Origin of the sequence: Bradyrhizobium viridifuturi, from assembly GCF_001238275.1 — a bacterium.
GTDB classification, from domain to species: domain Bacteria; phylum Pseudomonadota; class Alphaproteobacteria; order Rhizobiales; family Xanthobacteraceae; genus Bradyrhizobium; species Bradyrhizobium viridifuturi.
In genome coordinates this window covers 1-20,156 of sequence record NZ_LGTB01000028.1, presented here as the reverse complement: position 1 = coordinate 20,156, position 20,156 = coordinate 1, and the positions used below count along the sequence as shown (strand labels likewise).

The window sequence follows — 20,156 nt, the reverse complement described above, 5'->3', positions numbered from 1 at the left end:
ACTTCCACACAGGCGACCGATGCAACCAACTGGCTTTTCAGTGCGTAATATCAGATGCTGGGTCCGTTCTCGGACCGAGCCGTTTTCGACAATGCCGGGTGGAATGTGAAGCAGCTTCGTTACGTCACCCACGTCGTGATGGATGCCTTTTACACGTTCCTCGCCGATGACGGCTGGGCGATCTCAAGCCACATCGCGCTGTCGACCCTGATGGCGCTGTTTCCGTTCCTGATCGTGCTGACGTCGCTGGCCGGCTTCTTCGGCTCCAAGGAGCTCGCGGACCAGGCGGTCGGGCTGCTGCTCCAGGTCTGGCCGGATCAGGTCGCCGAGGCGCTGTCCGGCCAGATCCACGACGTGCTGACCAACACCCGCGGCGACATCCTGACCATCGGCGCGGTGCTCGCGGTGTACTTCGCATCCAACGGCGTCGAGGCGCTGCGGGTGGCGCTGAACCGCGCCTATGCCGTGATCGAGCCGCGGCGCTGGTACTGGCTGCGGCTGGAATCGATCGGCTACACGCTGGTCGCAGCGTTCACCTCGCTTGCAATGGCGTTCCTGATCGTGCTCGGACCGCTGATCATCGAGGCGGCGCGGCGCTACATCCCGTTCTTCGTCGAATCCAACGAGAGCCTGCTCAACATCGCCCGCTACGGCGTCACGATCCTGGCGCTGGTCGTCGCGCTGTTCATCCTGCATGCCTGGCTGCCGGCAGGGCGCCGCGGCTTCACCCAGATCCTGCCCGGCATCATCTTCACGATGGTGGCGTCGCTGATCTCGGGCATCGGCTTCGGCATGTACCTGGCGCGCTTCGCCAACAACTACGTCACGATGTATGCGGGGCTCGCCTCGGTGGTGATCGCGCTGGTGTTCATGTATTTCATCGCCGCGATCTTCGTGTTCGGCGGCGAACTCAACGCCGCGATCATCAAGTCGCGGCTGCCGCGCGGCGTGTCGCTTCATGCAGCGCAGTTGCGAGTGCCCGCGGAGAAACAGGCTTGACCAAAAAGGCGTCGGCGCCGGCGGCACGCGCGGCGGCCTCGTCCTCTGCACGGCCGGAGATCCCGACGATCACGATCCGGCCACGCGGCGGCGGCAGTGCGCGGATGCGCCTGATGGCTTCGACTCCGCTGATGCCGGGCAGCACCATGTCCATCAGCACTGCGTCGAAGGCACCCTGTCCGAGCCTGTCGGCCGCGCCCTCGCCCTGACCGATGAATTCGGCATGGTGACCGAGCTCCGTCAGGATGGTGTTGAGCACGACGCGGCCGAACGGATTGTCCTCGACGCTGAGCAGCCGCAGCCCCTGCGACGACGGCGCCGCCGTGCCTTCGCCCGCGGGCGCGCCGGTCGTGCCTTCGGCTGAAACCAGCACCACGTTGAGCGTGAAGACCGTGCCGCCGCCTGAGCGCTGGGCCACGACGATGTCGCCGCCCATGGCGCGCGCAAGCTGCTTGACCGAGGACAGGCCGAGCCCGGAGCCGCCGAACCGCGCAGCGATCGAGACGTTGGCCTGCGAGAACGGCCGGAACAGGCGCTTGACCTCCGACAGCGTCAGGCCGATGCCGCTGTCGGCGATGGCAAAGGCAACGCCGACCCTGCCGTCCGCCCGTCGCTTCGCCGCGTTCTTAGCCGCAGGCACCGGCGTCACGCGCAGCTCGATGCTGCCCTGCTCGGTGAACTTGACGGCGTTGTCGATCAGGTTTTCCAGCGCCGCGCGCAGGCGCACGGGATCGCCGACCGCGAAGGCGGGCAGCTCGGCGGAGATCTCGATCGTGGCCCGCAGTCCCTTGGCTGCCGCCCGGCCGGCCAGCGAATCGCCGGCGTGGCGCGCCAGCGTGTGCAGGTCGAAGAAGTCCTGCCGGATCTCGAGCCCCGGCCCCTCGCTGCGGGCAGCATCGACGAACAGGGTCGCAAGGCTCGCCAGATGCTCGGCGCCGGCCCTGATGGTGTCGACCCAGCGCCGCTCGCGCTCGCCGAGCTCCGACGTCGCGAGCAGGTTGCTGATCGCGAGGATACCGGTCAGCGGGGTCCGTACCTCATGGGCAAAGGCGGCGAGTGCGGTCTCGACCATGCCGGGACCGGACTTGGCTCCGGACCTGGCTCCGGACTTGGCTGATGTCTTTGGCGCGGGCCGCGTGTGGCGCGGCTTGGCCGCCGGCTTGGGCTTGCGGGTCTTGGACTTGGGAGTCTTGGACTTGGGAGTCTTGGACTTGGGAGTCTTGGACTTGCGAGTCTTGGCCTTGCGGGTGTCGGCGGCGCGGGTCGTCGACGGCGCGCCCTTTGCTCGCCGCTTGCTGCGCCGTCCGCGCGATGATGCCGCCATGATCTCGTGACCCCGCCCCGGAGGCAACATGGCATGCCAGCAGTGGCAGAGTCACGGCGCTGTTTGGGAGGAGCCAAGGCAAATCAGGATGATGGTAAGCGGTCCATCCACTTGCGGCGCCCTCCCTTGCAAGAACAGCGCGCACCTCCAGCCAAAATGTCGAAAACAACCCCATGCAAAGGAGGCGGCGGCCGCGCCGGCGCCTGACGCCGCAACTTGACTTGTCGGGCAATTCGGGGATATTTTTCTATTATTCCGAAAACACGCAAGCCCCATCGCCTCCACCAGAGGGAGAGGAGCGCAGCACGTCAGTCGAGGACTACTCCAGACCGACCAGACGGCGGATGTCGGCGGGGCTCGCCCCCGCATCCCGCAATTCGCGCAGCCCGGTCGCGCGGGTGGATTTGGACAGTTTTTGACCCGTCGCGTCGAGGACCAGCGCATGGTGCCGGTAGGCCGGTGCGGGCAGGCCGAGCAGCGCCTGTAGCAGACGATGCACGCTGGTCGACCAGAACAGGTCAACGCCCCTGACCACATCGGTGACGCCCTGCAGGGCATCGTCGATCACGACCGAGAGATGATAGCTGGTCGGGGTCTCCTTGCGGGCCAGGATCACGTCGCCCCAGGCCTCGAGCCGGGCCGCGACCTCGCCGCTCTCGCCGGCCGGCCCCTCGCCCGCTTCCCGCCAGTGCAGGCCACCGGCCCCCGCGCAGGCCGCGGCCATATCGAGCCGCAACGCGAACGGCGCGCCGTGCCCGATCAGCCGGTCGCGCTGCCCGGCCGACAGCGATTTCGCCGCCCCCGGATAAAGCGGCGCACCGTCGGGATCGCGCGGCCAGCCGCCACCGGCCTCGCGTTCGGCGACCAGCCGCGCGATCTCGGCGCGGCTCTCGAAGCTCGGATAGACCAGCCCCTGCGCGGACAACCGGTCGATCGCCGCGCGATAGGCGGCAAAATGCTCGGACTGCCGCCGCACCGGGGTCTCCCAGGCGATGCCGAGCCAGGCGAGATCTTCGTAGATCGCCTGCTCAACTCCGGTCGGCAGCGCGTCGCATCGATGTCCTCGATCCGCAGCAGGAAGCGCCCGCCCGTCTGCCGTGCGAGGTCATGGTTGAGCAAGGCCGAATAGGCGTGGCCGAGATGCAGATAGCCGTTCGGACTCGGTGCGAAACGGAAAACGGGTGGCATCAAGGCGATCCCGCGCGGCGCGACGCGCCCGGTACAAAATCTGGCCCCAGTTCCAACCGTTCGATAACCATGCGGTAAAAGTGCTGCGCCTCCGATATCATCTCCTCGGACGCGTCTGCCGAGCCATCCTCAAATGCGCTGCGCGCAATCTCGAACTCCGAATCGATGAAGCCGGCAACAGCCCGCGACAGGGGCGTGGCGCCGAGTTCGTGCGTGACGGCCTTGCGCTGCATGAGATCGCGGACTTCCTCCCGTAACTCGGCAGGGGGGTCGCATTCCACCATCAGGGTGGGGAAATGCATCGGCGCAACGGCTTCGGTCGGATGCATCCGCAGCCAGCGCAACACCGCCGCCGGCCGCAGCGCATAAAAAACCTTCTTTTGCGGAACGCTGCTCTCATCACCGAAATAAACCCGTCGCTGGCGCTCCCCGAGGTGCAGGTAGTGGCGGCAGATCGCCTCCCGGCTCGCCGCACGGCGCGCAAATTCAAGGAAAGCATCGCGAAACCAAGCCTGGCCCCGATAGACCACGGGAGAGCAAAGCCACTCCACGATGACCGCATTGCCTTTCAGCAGCAGTTGAAGCGCCTTGCGCAAATCCCAGCCATTGGCATCGAGATCGCCCTCCAGCGGGAGTTCGATCACGTCCCGTACGGGCCAGACCGTAATATGATCGATAGTGCGGCGGACGTACACGAAGCGGCAATCGTAGTCACTGTCAGGAGAGGCAAATCCCCACGCCCGGCTTCCGCTCTCGACAGCCAGCGGCAAGAAGACCCGGTGTTCATCGGCGATGCGATCGAGCATCGCGTCGATCGAGGCGACCTTCCCTGCATCCATATCGGCAGGAATGCTTCTCAAACTCATCGAGTACTTCCGAAATCAAGGGAAGTTGTCATACTCTAAGACCTCCTGAAGCGTCCACAAGGCGCGGTGCCCGAGTCGCAAGAGCACGTCCGTCTGGCGAAGCCGATTCCGCAATGCTGATTCATCTCGAAACCCAGGCCGACCTCGACGACGCCGTCCACAAGCTGGTCGACCAGGATCGGCGCCTGCGCCCGATCCTCGAAGCGACCGGCATGCCGGCGATCCGGCAGCGCGAGCCGGGCTTTGCCGGGCTCGCCGCGATCGTCTGCGGCCAGCAGTTGTCGACCGCGAGTGCTGCCGCGATCTGGGGCCGCGTCAGCCAGGCCTTCGACCCGTTCCACCATGATGCCATCCGCAAGGCGCGCGCGACCGGCTCGGCCGGCTCGGATTGTCCGCCGCGAAGATCAAGACGCTGAAGCATATCGCCCGCGAGCTCGCCGAGGAGCGGCTGAACCTCGACGTGCTCGCCAACGAGGAGGCCGATGCCGCGCACAACACGCTGACCGCGCTGCCCGGGATCGGCCCGTGGACCGCCGACGTCTATCTTCTGTTCTGCCTCGGCCATGGCGATGCGTGGCCGGCGGGCGATCTCGCGGTGCAGGAGGCGGTCAAGGTCGGGCTCGGCCTGAAGGAGCGGCCGACGCCGAAGCAGATGGCGCCGCTTGCCGAGCCGTGGCGGCCGCTGCGCGGCGCCGCCGCCCATCTGTGGTGGGCCTATTATCGCGTACTCAAGAATCGCGAAGGCGTGATCGCCGGTGCAAAGTAGGCCGTCGAGAAAGACACGCCAATTGCGTGGTCGCGTGATATAGCATCAACATACTTTTTCAATTTGCCGGCGTCACCGATCTCGCACGCCCTGCACTTCCTTCCTGCAAGGGGGACCGACCTGGTATCGCTTCGCACCCCGCTGACGCTTCTCCTGATATCCTTGGGCGCTATCGCCACGGCGTGGTGGTGGCTGGGCACCCCGGTCAATCTGCCGCGCGCACCGATCGATCCGAACGACAAGGTTCAGTGCATCTCGTACGCCCCGTTCCGCGACAATCAGACATCGCTTTCGCCGGCGACGCAGGTCACGCCGGAACAGATCGCGGAAGATCTCGCCCAGCTTGCCAAGATATCCCACTGCATCCGCACCTATGCGACCGATCTCGGCCTCGACCAGATTCCCGGGCTTGCGGCCAAGGCAGGGCTGAAGGTCATTCAGGGCATCTTCCTTGATCGCGACCGGAAGAAGAATGCAACGCAGGTCGAAACGGCGATCCGCCTCGCCAGGGAATATCCGGACACGATCATCGCACTCGTGGTCGGCAACGAGGTCTTGCTGCGCAAGGAAATGGCGGCACCCGACCTCGCCGCCCTGATCCGCTCGATCAAGGCGCAGGTCAGTGTCCCCGTCACCTATGCCGAGGTCTGGGAGTTCTGGCTGAGCAACCGCGAGCTTGCCGAGGCCGTCGATTTCGTCACCATTCACATCCTGCCCTATTGGGAGAATATTCCAATCCGGGCGGATCGGGCCGCCGCGCACGCAGACGAGATTCGCAAGCAGGTGGCGGCGGCGTTCCCGGGCAAGGAAATCTTCATCGGAGAAGTCGGCTGGCCGAGCGAGGGGCGGATGCGCGAGTCCGCGCTGCCGTCGCGCACCAATCAGGCGCGCGTGGTCGCGGAGGTGCTCGACCTGGCGCGGCGCGAGCACTTCCGCGTCAACCTGTTCGAGGCCTATGACGAAGGGTGGAAGCGCGAGATCGAGGGCACGATCGGCGGCTCCTGGGGCCTGTTCGATTCCGAACAGCGCGCGCTGAAATATCCGCCAGGCCAGCCGGTCAGCAATTTTCCGGCCTGGAAGCTGCAAATGTACAGCGGAATGGCGCTCGCGATCCTGGTGTTCGGCGTCGCATGGCTGACCCTGCGCCGCAAGCCGAGGCAGCCCGAATTCGGATCATGGCTGGCGGTCGGCGTATCCGCGACGACAGGGGGAATCCTGCTCGGGATCGCCGCGCAACGCATGGTCTATGAAAGCTACGGCACCGGAGGCTGGCTGTTGTGGGGCTCGCTCCTGGTGGCGGCAACGGCGTCGCCGGTATTCGGCGCCAACGCCCTGATGTCGGGTCGCGCTCCCTCGAGCTTCCTGGAATTGCTGGGTCCGAAGGGCTACCACACGGAGTCGGTGCTGGTGACCATGCACGGATTGGCGCTGATCGTCACCGTCTTGGTCGGTACGGCGGCAGCCCTCGGCCTCGTGTTCGATCCGCGCTTCATCGATTTTCCCTTTGCACCTCTCACCATGGCGACCGTGCCGTTTGCGGCGATGACGCTGCTCAATCCGCCCACCAAAGGAACCCGCCCGCTGGCGGAATCGATCTTTGCCGGGATCTTTGTCGGAGCCGCCATTTATACGGTCCTCAACGAAGGGCTCGAGAACTGGCAGGCGCTGTGGACCTGCGCGGTCTTCATCGTGCTCGCGGCGACGCTGTGGCGGGCGCGTGCCTGAGCATGCGTTCTAGCTTTAGGGCGCGTACTCATGAATTCGGTACAGGCGTGCCGAAATGGCAGGGTCCGAATTGCGCTGACAAGCAGACATCAACGATGGCAGATTGAATGTCCGCGAAGGGACAACAGCCTCAGCCGCCTGGCAGCAGCGGAACACGCCACTTCATGGATTCCGATGTTCGAGGAATTCCTTCACCGGCCCGACGAAGGGGTGCACGAACTGGCCGAGCATGCCGCCGGGGATCGGCTTCACCGTACCGTATTTGACCGGCCAGCGGTCTTTGGGCAGGTGCCAAGTTCCGCCCAGCATATCGAACAGCGGCGTGTGTGCCGCGTAGTTCTTGTCGATGGCCTCGGCGTCCGACGCGTGGTGCCAGTGATGGAATTGCGGCGTGACGATTAGGTAGCGCAGCCAGCCGATATCCATCTTGATGTTTGAATGGATCAGCACCGATTGCACAGAGATGAAAATGAGATAGGCGAAGATCGTGTCCTGCGGGAAGCCGAGCAGGACGATCGGCACCAGCACCAGGGCGCGCGTTGCCAATGGCTCGAAGAAATGGAGGCGCGATCCCGAGAGCCAGTCCATGTGTTCGGGCGAATGATGGACCGCATGGATTCGCCACAACCAGGGCACCTCGTGATAGGCGCGGTGGGAGATGTATTCGACTGCATCGGCCGCCAGGATCATCAGCACGAAACGGACGATCGCCGGCAGGGCCACGACATGCGCCTGCAGCCACGGGCTGATCGCCCAGGCGAAATAGTCATGGGCAAAATGTGTCGAGACCACCAGGAAGATGCCGATCAGCAGGTGGTTGACGCCGAAATAGGCGAGATCGAGCCTCCAGCCGGGGCTGAGCGGCCCTTGCTCCGGCCGCACCCGTGGGAAGACCCACTCGAGCAGCACGAATGCTGCTCCGGTGAAGAATAGATCGAGCACCAGCCAATCGAGGCCGAGATAGAAGCGCGGCTGGAGAAAATCCGGTGTCGGCACGTAGGGCCCGCCAAGCAGCGTGGCGAGGAAAAGCGCGCTGAGGCCGATCGCAGCGGGCACCCGCGGGCCGCCAAGCACGATCCCGATGACGCCCAGCCAGGCACCGACGACCATGGCGATCGCGAGGGTGAGGCGGAGCAGCTCGACGTCGTAATGGACGCGCAGCTCAGGCGTCGTGAGAAAGGCGGGGTAGCGCAGGCATAGCACCGCAGCGACGCTGAGCACGCCGATCGCGGCGCAGAGAGAACTGCCGATGCGCCCTTCGCCGATGCGCGGCCTCGAACTTTCTTGAGCCATAAACAGTCTCCAAACAAAGATTCTCAAGCGCGTCAGCATAGGCGCGCGAGAGTTTCTCAGATCCGACGGCTAGGGTACGCGAATACGAGATAGACCCAGCCTCTCTTCATTCTCTCGACCCTGCATCACAATGCTCAAGACTTAGCATCCACCCGGCAACAGCCAAGGTCAGATGCAACCGTGGGTTAATAGATAATTTCAATTGCACGAGGGGGCTGGACGAACCGCTCGCCGTGAGGGCCACGAAGTGCCATGGGCCAAAAGCCGACATCCTTGATTCGCATGATATGAACGTGTTCCCAACGTGCTGTACGCGGAACCGGCCGTCGCCGAGCACTTTGGCAGAAAGGCATATTGACCATGACTGATCGATACGCCGTCATCGGCAATCCCATCGGCCACTCCAAGTCGCCTATGATCCATCGTGCATTCGCACAGCAGACCGGCCAAGAGCTCGAATATACGGCGATCGAGGCCCCCGAAGGGGGCTTCGCGGCAGCTGTAGATTCTTTCCGCCACAAGGGCGCACGCGGCTTGAACATCACCGCACCGTTCAAGCTCGATGCCTTTTCCTATGCGACCGAGTTGCGCGATCGCGCACGTCTTGCGGGTGCCGCCAATGCGATGTCCTTCGTTGGCGATGTCGTCGAGGCTGACAACTTTGACGGCGTCGGCCTGTTGCGTGATATCGAATACAACCAAGGCATTCCCCTGCAAGGCAAGCGCGTTTTGCTATTGGGGTCAGGTGGCGCAGCGCGCGGCGCCTTGCTGCCCCTTTTGGAAGCCAGACCGGCAGAGCTTGTGATCGTGAATCGGACGTTTGAGAAAGCGCGGTCGCTCGCTGAAGCCTTCGGCTCGTATGGCTCGGTCATCGCGAGCGATTATGACAAACTAAAGGATGCGAAACGCTATGATGTCGTGATCAACGCCACGTCGGCGGCGTTGCGGGGCGAAGTTCTCCCGGTCTCAGAAAACCTCTTCAGGAATGCCTCGCTCGCCTACGAACTCGCCTATGGGTTGACCCCATTCTTGCGCCTTGCCCGCGAATCGGGCGTCGCCCGAGTTTGCGACGGCGTCGGCATGCTCGTCGAGCAAGCCGCCGAGGCTTTCGCTTGGTGGCGCGGGGTAAGACCGGCGACAGCCGAGGTTATAGCTAAACTGACTGTCCCACTGACGTGAATGTCGGCTTTGGGTCAAGGAGCGACATCCCGGCCTCGGGGCTTCGCGTCCGCTTTGGTCCCGGCCTCGGACGTCTCGGCGGTGTCTCCGGAAGGTCAGCAACGGGCCACAAGCGGCTCCTCGCCGGACGCCTTCCGCGCGGGCTAAAGCCGGACTTCATCTCTAAAATTTGCGAGAGAGCGGTTTGGCGGCAGTTGCATCCGGTGCGGCAGGCGAGATGGCGAAGGTCACCCAGGCATTCCATCCTTCCGGCCTGTTCTGGGCTGCGAACTCTTTGTAGGCCTTGACGTTCACGTAGCCTGAAAATCGCCGACCGGAAAAAGATAGCCGATCTGCGGACCGATTCCCGCGATACGCGAGCGGAAGCCGCCAAGAGCGGGCGGTGTTCCTAGGTCGTCCGATATCTGCTGCAGATAATATCCAACCAGTCCGAGCTGGAGCTTGCTGTCGAAGAAGTGCGATGCGCCCCAGTCCAGATGGAAATCGACGCCGTTCTGATACTGTGTGTCGGGGTTCTTGAAATTGTAGGTGAGTCCGGCCACCCAGGAAAATTCGTGTCCAGATTTCGGATCGAAGTAAGTATAGCCACCGCCGAAATCGATGGCTCCATGCCCGATGCCGAGGTTCGCCAGCCTTGCGGGGTCGTAGTCACCAACCGGAATATCGCCGGCGCCGTAAACCATCCAGTTATTCACGCCCGTGTTCCACTTGAGCGAGACCTGCGGCAGCACGTCGCCGTAGGACGTCAGGTCCTGCGATCGATTGATTCCGATCGTGTTGCCTAGTGGGCCGGTCAGGGACAACGCGGCCGACGCATCGCTCCGGCCCGCCGTGCCCAGAAGGCTAACCGCCAATTGCCCACCGAGCACTGCGGTTGCAAATGTGTAAGTCGGACCGAAGCCGACCAGATCGCCCCTGCCGCTCACGCCGATGTCGACGCGACCTCCGCGCGGGAATTGAGCACCGGCGCCCGCCGCTGCCTCCGTGTGAATATAGAAGGTTGCCCAGGACCAGCCAGGCGTGGTCGGGGTAGCGGCAAGACTGCCGAAGGTGCCGGGCAGCCAGAAGCTGAGACCTCCTTCATCGGCGCGCGTCGGAGCAGAGATGGCAATCATGACCAGGCAGAGACCAACCCTTGCCGTGGTCCGCAGCACATTTGCTTGTTTCATCGTTTCCCCCACGATGTGAAGCGTCATGCCCTTCGAGCAGGTACGTGGTCCAGCGGTGCCCCGGCAGGAATCAATGCTTCACGCTTCACACTTGCGCCGAAGTTCTTCAGGATTTCGCCGAAGTGCACCGCAGTCCAACTGTGCATGTAAGGCAGGTCGATCGCTTTACGCTCCTTCGGATCGACCGTCAGGTTCACGATATGCGGGCTTGCCAACTTCAGCGACGGTTCGAGGCTGCTGCGCTGCAGATACATTACCATCTTGAAGTTGCGCCATTTAACCCCGTAGAGCGTATCTCCCATCCAGTACGGAAAGCCGTCACGCGCCGACGCCTCCTGCTTACCTTCCAGAAAGTCCCGTTGATCCACGCCGTCGATCACCCGATCGCTCGGGGCGTCGGTTCCGGCCCAACGCGCCAGTGTCGTGAACATGTCGGTGATGTGAACGACTTCGTTGCTTTGACGCCCAGGCGGGACCCGGCCTGGATATCGGATCAGGCACGGCGTGCGTAACGATCCCTCCATGCCGGTGAAATAAGACCCGTCAAAGAAGCCGGAATGTCCGCGCCATGGCTCCAGCTCCTCAGGCCCATTGTCGCCTGAGAACACCACGATCGTGTTGTCGTCGACACCCAGTTCTTTCAACGTGTCGAGCACCGCGCCGAAGTCCGAGTCGAGCTCGAGCAGGCAGTCCGCCCATTCGCCTTGGCCCGACTTTCCTTTGAACTCCGCGCGGGGAATCGTCGGCATGTGCATCATCGAGTGGTTGAAGTAGAGGAAGAACGGCTTCTTCGCTGCAACGCTCCGCTTCATGAACGACTTGGCGCGATCGAGAACTCGACATCGACATCACGTCGAACGGCTAGATCGAGTTGCTTGACCGGCCGCGGCGTCTCTCCTCTGCGCGCCTCCAGCATGCTCGTGACGCCGTCGCGCTTCGGATTGTACCAGGGATCTTCTGGCCAATAAGATTCGTCCCACGTCCGTGGCGGCCCGTACCATTCGTCGAAACCATGGTCGGTCGGCCAACGGCCTTGCGAGGCGCCGACATGCCATTTGCCTACGCACGCCGTGGCGTAGCCCTTGGCCGACAGAACGTCACCGATCGTGCGCTCCCAGGCAACCAGGCCGCCATCATCGCCGGGCAGCGCGACGGTGTGGTTCCCGGAGCGGATCGCGTAGCGGCCGGTCAGGAAAGCGGATCGCGACGGAGTGCACTGCGCCTCCGGCGCGAAGTTGAGGAGCTTCATCCCCTCGGTCGCGAATGCATCAATTCGGTTGGTAGCTGCGCCCCGCAGTATGCCGCCGCCGTAGCAGCCAAGCTCACCATATCCAAGATTATCAACCAGGAAGTAGACGATGTTGGGAGGCCCAGCCGGCGTAGGACGAGATTGCGCCAACACGCTCTCATTTGAACCCGCTATCGCAGACGCAGCAGCAAGCGCTGTACTTGCCAGCAAAACGTCGCGCCGATTTGGACCCTTGTCGTTTTTGTTTTTCACCGAGCTTCCCATCCAAGCCCTCCGCACGAGCATAGGTTGCCGGATCGAAGTCTGCACGCTCCTAGTTCGAAAAACCAGCTCTTTTGGATAGGCACGGAGTCCGCTTCGGGTCACAAGGCGGAATCCCTTTGATCAGATCGCGTGGCCGCTTCATTCTCCAAAACAGACATCTCGGATTTTATGAACATGCGTTCTAGCCGCGCAGCCTGATCCGGTCCTCGCGCGCGCAATCGGTGACGAAGCCGATCACCGCCCGCACCGACGGAAGCTCCACCAGATCGGGATGCGCGAGCAGCCAGAGATCGGAGAGGCTCGAGAGCTTTTGCGGCGCGACCCGAACCAGATCGGAATAGTCGGCCCCGACCAGGCAGGATAGCGCGCAGATCCCGAGCCCGGCGCGCGCCGCGGCAAGCATGTCGCCCTGCGAGGAACAGCGCATCACCGTCGTGCCCTGCCAGGTGATGACATCACTCCACCGCGCCAGCCGCGCATTCGAGGCCTGGTCGGCAAACCCGATCACGCTGTGGCCCTTCCATTCGTCCGGCCGCTCCGGAAGCTTGCGGCCGGCCGCATAGGTGCGCGAGGCATAGAAGCCGGCGCCGAGCCGCCCGATCCTGCGCCCGATCAGGTTCTCATCCCCGGCATCGACCGGCCGCAGCACCACGTCGGCCTCGCGGCGGCGGACGCTGGCCGGAAACGGATGGGTGATGATCTCGAGCTGGATATTGGCGTGGTCGCGCAGGAACGGCCCGAGCCGCGGCATCAGCCAGTGCGCCGCCAGCGTCGCGCCGATCGACAGCTTGACGACGCCGCGCGCCTGCTCGCCGGTCGCGGAGGCAGAGGCTTCCGCGCGCAGCGCCGCCGCCGCCATCGCTTCGGCATGTTCGCGGAACTTGCGGCCATGCGAGGTCAGCGACAGACCGTCATTGGAACGGGCGAACAGCCGGGTGCCGAGCTGCTTCTCGAGCGCCGCGACGTTGCGGCCGACGGTGGGATGGCTGATGCGCAGCCGCCGCGCCGCGCCGGCAAGGCTCCGCGTCTCCGCCACCGCGACGAATGTTTTGCAAAGCTCCCAGTCCATGCGCCCGCCCGCCTGCGCCCTGTTCATTTCTGGCCAATCGGCCGTTCAATATTGAACGCCATGATGCGGCCGTCCAGCCCTATATTGCGGCGCCAGAAGAGCCGTCGCTCCGGCCATCACAACACATCGCGATCCGCTCCGGCTGCCGTCCGGGCGGTTCCCCCATGGAGGATCCGAACAATGTCGCTGCCCGCTTCGCTCGCCAACAAGCTCGAATTGCCGGTCGTCGGCTCCCCGCTGTTCATCGTGTCGGGGCCCGAGCTCGTGATCGCGCAGTGCAAGGCCGGCATCGTCGGCTCGTTCCCGGCGCTGAACGCCCGCCCGGCCGAGAAGCTCGGCGAATGGCTGACCCAGATCGAGAACGAGCTCGGCGAGTACCAGGCGCTGCATCCGGAGAAGAAGGTCGCGCCCTACGCCGTCAACCAGATCTGCCACGCCTCCAACGACCGCCTGATGCGCGACATGGAAACCTGCGTGAAGCACAAGGTGCCCGTGATCATCACCTCGCTGCGTCCGCCGTCCGAGATCGTCGAGGCCGCGCATTCCTACGGCGGCGTCGTGTTCCACGACGTCATCAACGTGAAGCACGCCCGCAAGGCCGCCGAGCAGGGCGTCGACGGATTGATCCTGGTGTGCGCCGGCGCCGGCGGCCATGCCGGCACGCTGTCGCCGTTCGCGCTGGTGCGCGAGGTCAAGCAGTGGTTCAAGGGCACGATCCTGCTGTCGGGCGCGATCTCCGACGGCTGGAGCATCGCGTCCGCCCTCGCGCTCGGCGCCGACCTCGCCTACATGGGCACCCGCTTCATCGCGACCGCGGAAGCCAACGCCGACATCAGGTACAAGCAGGCGCTGACCGAGCACGCCGCGCACGACATCGTCTATTCGAACCTGTTCACGGGCGTGCACGGCAACTACCTCGGGCCGTCGATCGCCGCAGCCGGGCTCGACCCGGCCAACCTGCCGGTTGCCGACAAGTCCAAGATGAATTTCGGCTCCGGCGGCAACACCAAGGCCAAGGCCTGGCGCGACATCTGGGGCTCGGGCCAGGGCATCGGCCAGATCGTCGACGCCCCGCCGGTCGCCGAACTGGTGACGCGGCTGAAGGCGGAGTTTAATGAGGCGCGCAACGACTTCATGAAGGCCAGCGCCTGACGCTGGACGATCGCCTGGAGAGACCCGGTATGATCATCAGCGGCGACCGACAGATCAGCTATAGCGACATTCACGCCCGCATCGCGCGGGCGGCCACCGGCCTGCGCGCGCTCGGCGTGCAGGGCGGCAAGCCGGTCGGCATGATGCTGCGCAATGACTTCGCGCTGTTCGAGGTGGTCGCTGCCTCCGCCGCGCTCGGCAGCCCGGTGGTGCCGATCAACTGGCATCTGAAGGCCGACGAGGTCGCCTACATCCTCACCGACAGCGGCGCCGATACGCTGGTCTGCCACGCCGATCTGCTGCCGCAGATCCGCGACGGGTTGCCGCCTTCGATCAAGCTGCTGGTCGTGACCACGCCGCCGGAGATCGCCGCGGCCTATGGCGTGACGCCCGCGCTCACCCGCGTGCCCGACGGCATGACCGACTGGGACGACTGGCGCGACACGCATCAGCCGCTGACCGACGCGCCGATCGGCGCGGCGCCGATGTTCTACACCTCGGGCACAACGGGACTGCCGAAGGGCGTCAAGCGCAAGCCGATGCGGCCCGAGCAACAGGCGGCGGCCGCCCGCGTCGGCGCCCTCACCTACGGCGTCAAGCCGAACGAGGGCCAGGTGATCCTGATGAACGGCCCGATGTACCATTCGGCGCCGCACTCCTACGGCATGCTCGCGTTCCGCAACGGCTGCGCGATCGTGCTCGAGCCGCGCTTCGATCCCGAGGACCTGCTGCAATTGATCGCGCGCCACCGCGTCACCCACATGCACATGGTGCCGACCATGTTCGTGCGGCTGCTGCGGCTGCCCGAGGAGACGCGTCGCCGCTACGATTTGTCGTCGCTGCGCTTCATCGTGCACGGCGCGGCTCCCTGCCCGGTCGACGTCAAGCGCGCGATGATCGAATGGTGGGGACCTGTGATCAACGAATATCTCGGCTCGACCGAGACCGGCATCCCGGTCTGGCATTCGTCGGCCGAGGCGCTGGCCAAGCCCGGCACCGTCGGCCGCGCCATCGAGGGCGGCATCGTCAAGACCTTCCGCCCCGACGGGACGGAATGCGACGTCGGCGAGCCCGGCGAGATCTTCATGCGCCAGACCGCGACTTCGGATTTCGATTACCACGGCAACGCCAAGGCGCGCGCCGAGGCCGACCGCGACGGCCTGATCAGCGTCGGCGATGTCGGCTATCTCGACGCCGACGGCTATCTGTTCCTGTGCGACCGCAAGCGCGACATGGTGATCTCGGGCGGCGTCAACATCTATCCCGCGGAGATCGAGAATACCCTGATCGGCATGGACGGCGTGCGTGACTGCGCGGTGTTCGGCGTGCCCGACGACGAGTATGGCGAGCGGCTGTTCGCCTGCGTCGAGCCGGAGACCGGCGCCACGCTGTCGGCAGCAGCGATCCAGGATTTCCTGCGCGGCAAGCTCGCCAATTTCAAGGTGCCGCGCGACATCCGCTTCATGGATGCGCTGCCGCGCGAGGCCACCGGCAAGATCTTCAAGCGCAAGCTGCGCGACCTCTACCGCGAAGGGCAGCTTCGCTGAACGATGTGACGGTGAAGCGAACGGCGTTTGAAACTTAGTTGCTGTTGCAAACGACCGGCAATCGACGCAACGATGCAGCCGCATCTAGAGCATGATCCGGAAAAGTGGAAACCGGTTTCCGAGAAGATCATGCCCAAACAAAGATTAGATCATGATGCGATTCCATGGAAACGCATCATGATCTGAAGCCGGGATCATCGCCATGAACTCCACCGACTTCATCGTCATCCGCAACGACCTGCAGCAGTGCAAGGTGATCGAGACGCGATTGCCCGATGCCGCGGCGCTGCCGCCCGATGCGCTGCTGGTGAAAGTGACGCGCTTCGCCTTCACCGCCAACAACATCACCTACGCCGTGATCGGCGAGCAGCTGAAATACTGGCACCTGTTCCCGGCGCCCGAGGGCTACGGCATCATTCCGGTGTGGGGCTTTGGCGAGGTGCTGGCCTCGAAGCATCCCGCTGTCGCCGTCGGCGAAACGCTGTTCGGCTATTTCCCGATGGCGACGCATCTCGTGATCGAGGCCGCCGACGTCAGCAAGCGCGGCCTGCGCGATGGCGCCGCGCACCGGCAAGAGGTGTCGCCGGTCTACAACGCCTACGCCCGCGTCTCCGGCGATCCGACCTATGCCGGCCAGCAGGGCGATTTCCGCGCGCTGATGTTGCCGCTGTTCATGCTGTCGTTCCTGGTCGACGACTTCCTCGCCGAGAATGAATTCTACGGCGCCCGCCGCGTCATCCTGTCATCGGCCTCGAGCAAGACCGCATTCGGCCTCGCCCATCTGCTGCACCGACGTGGTATCCGGGTGATCGGTCTGACCTCGAAAGGCAATGTCGATTTCGTCACTTCGCTCGGCTGCTATGACGACGTCGTCACCTATGACCAGGTCGCGGCGATTCCGCCGGCCGAGCCCGTCGCCTATGTCGACATGGCCGGCAACAGCGCGCTGCGCGAGGCCCTGCACCGGCACTTCGGCGATCAGATGGTCTATTCCGGCCGGGTCGGCCTCACGCATCGCGCGAGCGAGCCGGCCGAGCCGACGCTGCCCGGCGCCAAACCGATGTGGTTCTTCGCACCCGACCAGATCCGCAAGCGCGCCAAGGAATGGGGGCCCGGCGGCATCGACCAGCGCTTTGGCGCCGCATGGACCGAGCTCGTGCCACATCTGCCCGATTGGCTCGATGTCGTCGAGCGGCGCGGCCCGGCCGCGGTGCGCGAGGCCTATCTCGATACCCTGCAGGGCCGCGTTCCGCCGGATCAGGGCTTGATCCTGTCGCTGGCCGAATAGGCGATATCCCGTCGCGCCCTTTCTGCGGCCTCGCCAATGGGTATAGGCTTTGCCGCAATGGGAACGCCGCCAGGCAACTGACCAAGGGCGGCCGATGACGGGAAACGCCCGATGCTCGACAAGACGGACGATATTTCGGTCGCCGCCGACAATTGGCTTGTGCAGTTCGAGGATGCGCTGGCGAGCCCCGACGATGTGCTGCTGAAGCCGCTGTTCCACCCTGACAGCTATTGGCGCGACGTGCTGGCGCTGAGCTGGAACATCCAGACCGTCAACCGCGCCTTTGCGATCATCGAGGAACTGCCGGCACATGCGCGCCGCAGTGCGCCGCACGACTTCCGCATCGATGCCGAGCGCGCGGCGCCGCGCCGGGTGACGCGCGCGGGCACCAGTTCGATCGAGGCGATCTTCAAGTTCGAGACCGCCACCGGCCGCGGCCACGGTATCGTACGGCTGATCCCTGACGCCGCCGACGGCGACCGGCTGAAGGCCTGGACCTTGCTGACCGCACTCGAGGAGCTCAAGGGTTTTGAGGAGCAGCAAGGCCATACGCGGCCGCGCGGACAGGCCTATTCCCGCGACTTCCGCGGCCCCAACTGGCTCGACCTGCGCAAGGCATCCACCGAGTATGCCGATCGCGATCCGGATGTGCTGGTGGTCGGCGGCGGACAGGCGGGGCTTGCGATCGCCGCCCGGCTGCAACAGCTCAAGATCGACGCGCTGATCGTCGACCGCGAGGCGCGCGTCGGCGACAATTGGCGCAAGCGCTACCACGCGCTGACCCTGCACAACCAGGTGCAGGTCAATCACATGCCCTACATGCCGTTCCCGCCGAACTGGCCGACCTACATCCCGAAGGACAAGCTCGCCAACTGGTTCGAATCCTATGTCGATGCCATGGAGCTGAACTTCTGGACCGGCACGGAATTTCTGGGCGGCAGCTACGACGATGCCCCGGGCCGCTGGACCGTCGAGCTGCGCCGCACCGACGGCACGACGCGGACCATGCGGCCGCGCCATGTCGTGATGGCAACCGGCGTCAGCGGTATCCCCAACCTGCCCGACATGTCAGGCCTGAAGAATTTTTCCGGCAAGGTGCTGCATTCCAGCCGCTACGAGGACGGCGAGAGCTGGACCGGCAAGCGTGCGCTGGTGATCGGCACCGGCAACAGCGGCCACGACATCGCGCAGGACCTGCATTCCTCCGGCGCCGCGGTGACGCTGGTGCAGCGCTCCCCGACCCTGATCACCAATATCGAGCCGTCGGCGCAGCTGGCCTACGCCGCCTATAATGAAGGCTCGCTCGAGGACAACGATTTGATCGCGACCTCGATGCCGCTGGTGCTGGCCAAGCGCAGCCATGTGCTGATGACCGAGCAGTCGAAGGAGCTCGACAAGCCGCTGCTCGACGGTCTCGCCCGCAAGGGCTTCAAGCTCGATTTCGGCGACGGCGGCACCGGCTGGCAGTTCAAGTACCTCACCCGTGGCGGCGGCTATTACTTCAACGTCGGCTGCTCCGACCTCGTCGCGAGCGGCGCGGTCGCGCTGAAGCAGTTTTCCGACATCGAGACCTTCGTCAGCGACGGCGCGCGGCTGAAGAACGGCGAGACGATAGAGGCCGACCTCATCGTGCTCGCGACCGGCTACCGGCCGCAGGAAGGGCTGGTGAAGAAACTGTTCGGCGAGGCGATGGCCGCACGCGTCGGCCCGATCTGGGGCTTTGGCGACGGCCAGGAGCTGCGCAACATGTACACCCGCACGCCGCAGCCCGGCCTCTGGTTCATCGCCGGCAGCCTCGCGCAATGCCGCATCAACTCGCGCTATCTGGCGCTGCAGATCAAGGCGATCGAGGAAGGGCTGTTGCCGCGCGACGTCGCGCCGGTGGCGAAGTTTGCGTAACAACCACCACCGTCATTCCGGGGCGACGCGTAAGCGTCGAGCCCGGAATCCATTGGGCCCCACGCTCTGCGGATGAATGGATTCCTGGCCCACGCGCGTGCATCCCGGAATGACGAGAGAGAGAGAGAGGACAGACAATGCCAACCATCCTGGGCGACGGCGAGCACCGCTATCGCGTCGTCGAGAATTTCGCAAAGCTGCCCGATGGCTGGAGCCTGACCGATGTCGCGTCCGTCGCGGTGGACAGCAAGGACCGTGTCTATGTGTTCAACCGCGGCGACCACCCGATGGTGGTGCTCGACCGCGAGGGAAACTTCCTCCGGAGCTGGGGCGAAGGCGTGTTCGCCCGCGCGCACGGTCTGCATATCGACGCCGACGACAATCTCTATTGCACCGACGACGGCGACCACACCGTGCGCAAATGCTCGACCGACGGCAAGGTGCTGCTGACGATCGGCATTCCGAACAAGCCGGCGCCGTTCATGAGCGGCGAGCCGTTCCATCGCTGCACCCATACCGCGCTGTCGCCGAAAGGCGAGATCTACGTCTCGGACGGCTACGGCAACGCCTGCGTCCACAAATACACCCCGGACGGCCGGTTGATCAAACCTGGGGCGAGCCCGGCACCGATCCCGGCCAGTTCAACATCGTGCACAACATCGCGACCGACGCCGACGGCTTCGTCTATGTCGCGGACCGCGAGAACCACCGCGTCCAGGTGTTCGACGGCAACGGCAGATACGAGACGCAGTGGAACAATCTGCATCGGCCCTGCGCGCTGTGCTGCTGCGGAAGCGGCAAGCAGCCGAATTTCGTGATCGGCGAGCTCGGCCCCGGCATGGCCGTCAACCGCAAGGTGCCCAATCTCGGCCCGCGGCTGTCGATCGTGGATGGCAAAGGCAAGCGCATCGCGCGGCTCGGCGGCGAGCAGGGCCCGGGGGTCGAGACCGGAAAATTCCTGGCGCCGCACGGCATCGCGCTGGATTCGCGCGGCGACATCTATGTCGGCGAGGTCGGCGTCACCGACTGGAAGACCAGCTTTCCCGACACCGAGATGCCGGCCGCGGTGCGCGTGACGCGCTGCCTGCAGAAGCTGGAGCGGGTGACGGGGTAGCCGCACGGCATTGAAAACAACTGCCTCAGCTTATCCCCGTCACCCAGAGGTGCTCGCGGAGCGAG

13 protein-coding genes and 4 pseudogenes are annotated in these 20,156 nt (G+C 64.7%); 9 read left to right on the top strand and 8 right to left on the bottom strand.

Annotation, left to right across the window (positions count from 1 at the left end; genetic code table 11):
- Nucleotides 1-54 precede the first annotated feature (54 nt).
- Nucleotides 55-999, top strand: coding sequence for a YihY/virulence factor BrkB family protein (locus ALC15_RS24280; RefSeq protein WP_050629448.1), 945 nt, complete (start codon nt 55-57; stop codon nt 997-999).
- Here the strand turns inward: ALC15_RS24280 and ALC15_RS24275 are convergent.
- From ALC15_RS24275 to ALC15_RS24260, 3 genes and pseudogenes are all read right to left on the bottom strand, one after another.
- Nucleotides 926-2,323, bottom strand: coding sequence for an ATP-binding protein (locus ALC15_RS24275; protein WP_162240507.1), 1,398 nt, complete (start codon nt 2,321-2,323; stop codon nt 926-928). The two genes, ALC15_RS24280 and ALC15_RS24275, sit on opposite strands and share 74 nt — an antisense overlap.
- Nucleotides 2,324-2,642: 319 nt before the next feature.
- Nucleotides 2,643-3,511: pseudogene (gluQRS, locus tag ALC15_RS24265) on the bottom strand (tRNA glutamyl-Q(34) synthetase GluQRS).
- Nucleotides 3,511-4,377: a nucleotidyltransferase domain-containing protein gene (locus ALC15_RS24260; RefSeq protein ID WP_050629445.1), complete on the bottom strand. Its 867-nt coding sequence runs from the start codon at nt 4,375-4,377 to the stop codon at nt 3,511-3,513. The pseudogene gluQRS and the gene ALC15_RS24260 overlap by 1 nt, the downstream one beginning before the upstream one ends.
- A 113-nt stretch (nt 4,378-4,490) precedes the next feature.
- Between ALC15_RS24260 and ALC15_RS24255 the strand changes: the two are divergent.
- Nucleotides 4,491-5,143, top strand: a pseudogene (locus ALC15_RS24255) (DNA-3-methyladenine glycosylase family protein).
- Between the two features lie 162 nt (nt 5,144-5,305).
- Nucleotides 5,306-6,868, top strand: coding sequence for a glycoside hydrolase family 17 protein (locus ALC15_RS24250; protein ID WP_050629444.1), 1,563 nt, complete (start codon nt 5,306-5,308; stop codon nt 6,866-6,868).
- Between the two features lie 162 nt (nt 6,869-7,030).
- On the opposite strand, the gene ALC15_RS24245 is transcribed toward ALC15_RS24250, so the two are convergent.
- Nucleotides 7,031-8,161 carry a sterol desaturase family protein gene (locus ALC15_RS24245; RefSeq protein WP_050629443.1) on the bottom strand — a complete coding sequence of 377 codons (1,131 nt, stop codon included), beginning with the start codon at nt 8,159-8,161 and terminating at the stop codon, nt 7,031-7,033.
- Between the two features lie 360 nt (nt 8,162-8,521).
- On the opposite strand from ALC15_RS24245, the gene aroE reads away from it, so the two are divergent.
- Complete coding sequence (gene aroE / locus ALC15_RS24240; RefSeq protein WP_050629442.1) at nt 8,522-9,340, top strand: shikimate dehydrogenase; 819 nt, start codon at nt 8,522-8,524, stop codon at nt 9,338-9,340.
- Between the two features lie 162 nt (nt 9,341-9,502).
- On the opposite strand, the pseudogene ALC15_RS24235 reads toward aroE, so the two are convergent.
- From ALC15_RS24235 to ALC15_RS24225, 4 genes and pseudogenes are all read right to left on the bottom strand, one after another.
- A pseudogene (locus ALC15_RS24235) lies at nt 9,503-10,509 on the bottom strand (SphA family protein).
- Nucleotides 10,510-10,532: 23 nt separating this feature from the next.
- Nucleotides 10,533-11,321 (bottom strand): sulfatase-like hydrolase/transferase, encoded by a 789-nt coding sequence (locus ALC15_RS47270; RefSeq protein WP_283806294.1) that lies wholly within the window; start codon nt 11,319-11,321, stop codon nt 10,533-10,535.
- Nucleotides 11,318-12,022: a sulfatase-like hydrolase/transferase gene (locus ALC15_RS47265; protein ID WP_283806293.1), complete on the bottom strand. Its 705-nt coding sequence runs from the start codon at nt 12,020-12,022 to the stop codon at nt 11,318-11,320. The genes ALC15_RS47270 and ALC15_RS47265 overlap by 4 nt, the downstream gene beginning before the upstream one ends.
- A 181-nt stretch (nt 12,023-12,203) precedes the next feature.
- Nucleotides 12,204-13,091, bottom strand: coding sequence for a LysR family transcriptional regulator (locus tag ALC15_RS24225; protein WP_050629507.1), 888 nt, complete (start codon nt 13,089-13,091; stop codon nt 12,204-12,206).
- A 180-nt stretch (nt 13,092-13,271) separates the two neighbouring features.
- Here ALC15_RS24225 and ALC15_RS24220 point away from each other — a divergent pair, with 180 nt between their 5' ends.
- From ALC15_RS24220 to ALC15_RS24200, 5 genes and pseudogenes are all read left to right on the top strand, one after another.
- Nucleotides 13,272-14,243 (top strand): NAD(P)H-dependent flavin oxidoreductase, encoded by a 972-nt coding sequence (locus ALC15_RS24220; protein ID WP_050629441.1) that lies wholly within the window; start codon nt 13,272-13,274, stop codon nt 14,241-14,243.
- A gap of 29 nt (nt 14,244-14,272) precedes the next feature.
- Nucleotides 14,273-15,790 (top strand): acyl-CoA synthetase, encoded by a 1,518-nt coding sequence (locus ALC15_RS24215; RefSeq protein ID WP_050629440.1) that lies wholly within the window; start codon nt 14,273-14,275, stop codon nt 15,788-15,790.
- A 202-nt stretch (nt 15,791-15,992) separates the two neighbouring features.
- Nucleotides 15,993-17,078, top strand: coding sequence for a DUF2855 family protein (locus ALC15_RS24210; protein ID WP_050629439.1), 1,086 nt, complete (start codon nt 15,993-15,995; stop codon nt 17,076-17,078).
- Between the two features lie 111 nt (nt 17,079-17,189).
- Nucleotides 17,190-18,977 (top strand): flavin-containing monooxygenase, encoded by a 1,788-nt coding sequence (locus ALC15_RS24205; protein ID WP_050629438.1) that lies wholly within the window; start codon nt 17,190-17,192, stop codon nt 18,975-18,977.
- Between the two features lie 137 nt (nt 18,978-19,114).
- Nucleotides 19,115-20,091 (top strand): annotated as a pseudogene (locus ALC15_RS24200) (peptidyl-alpha-hydroxyglycine alpha-amidating lyase family protein).
- Nucleotides 20,092-20,156: the final 65 nt, after the last annotated feature.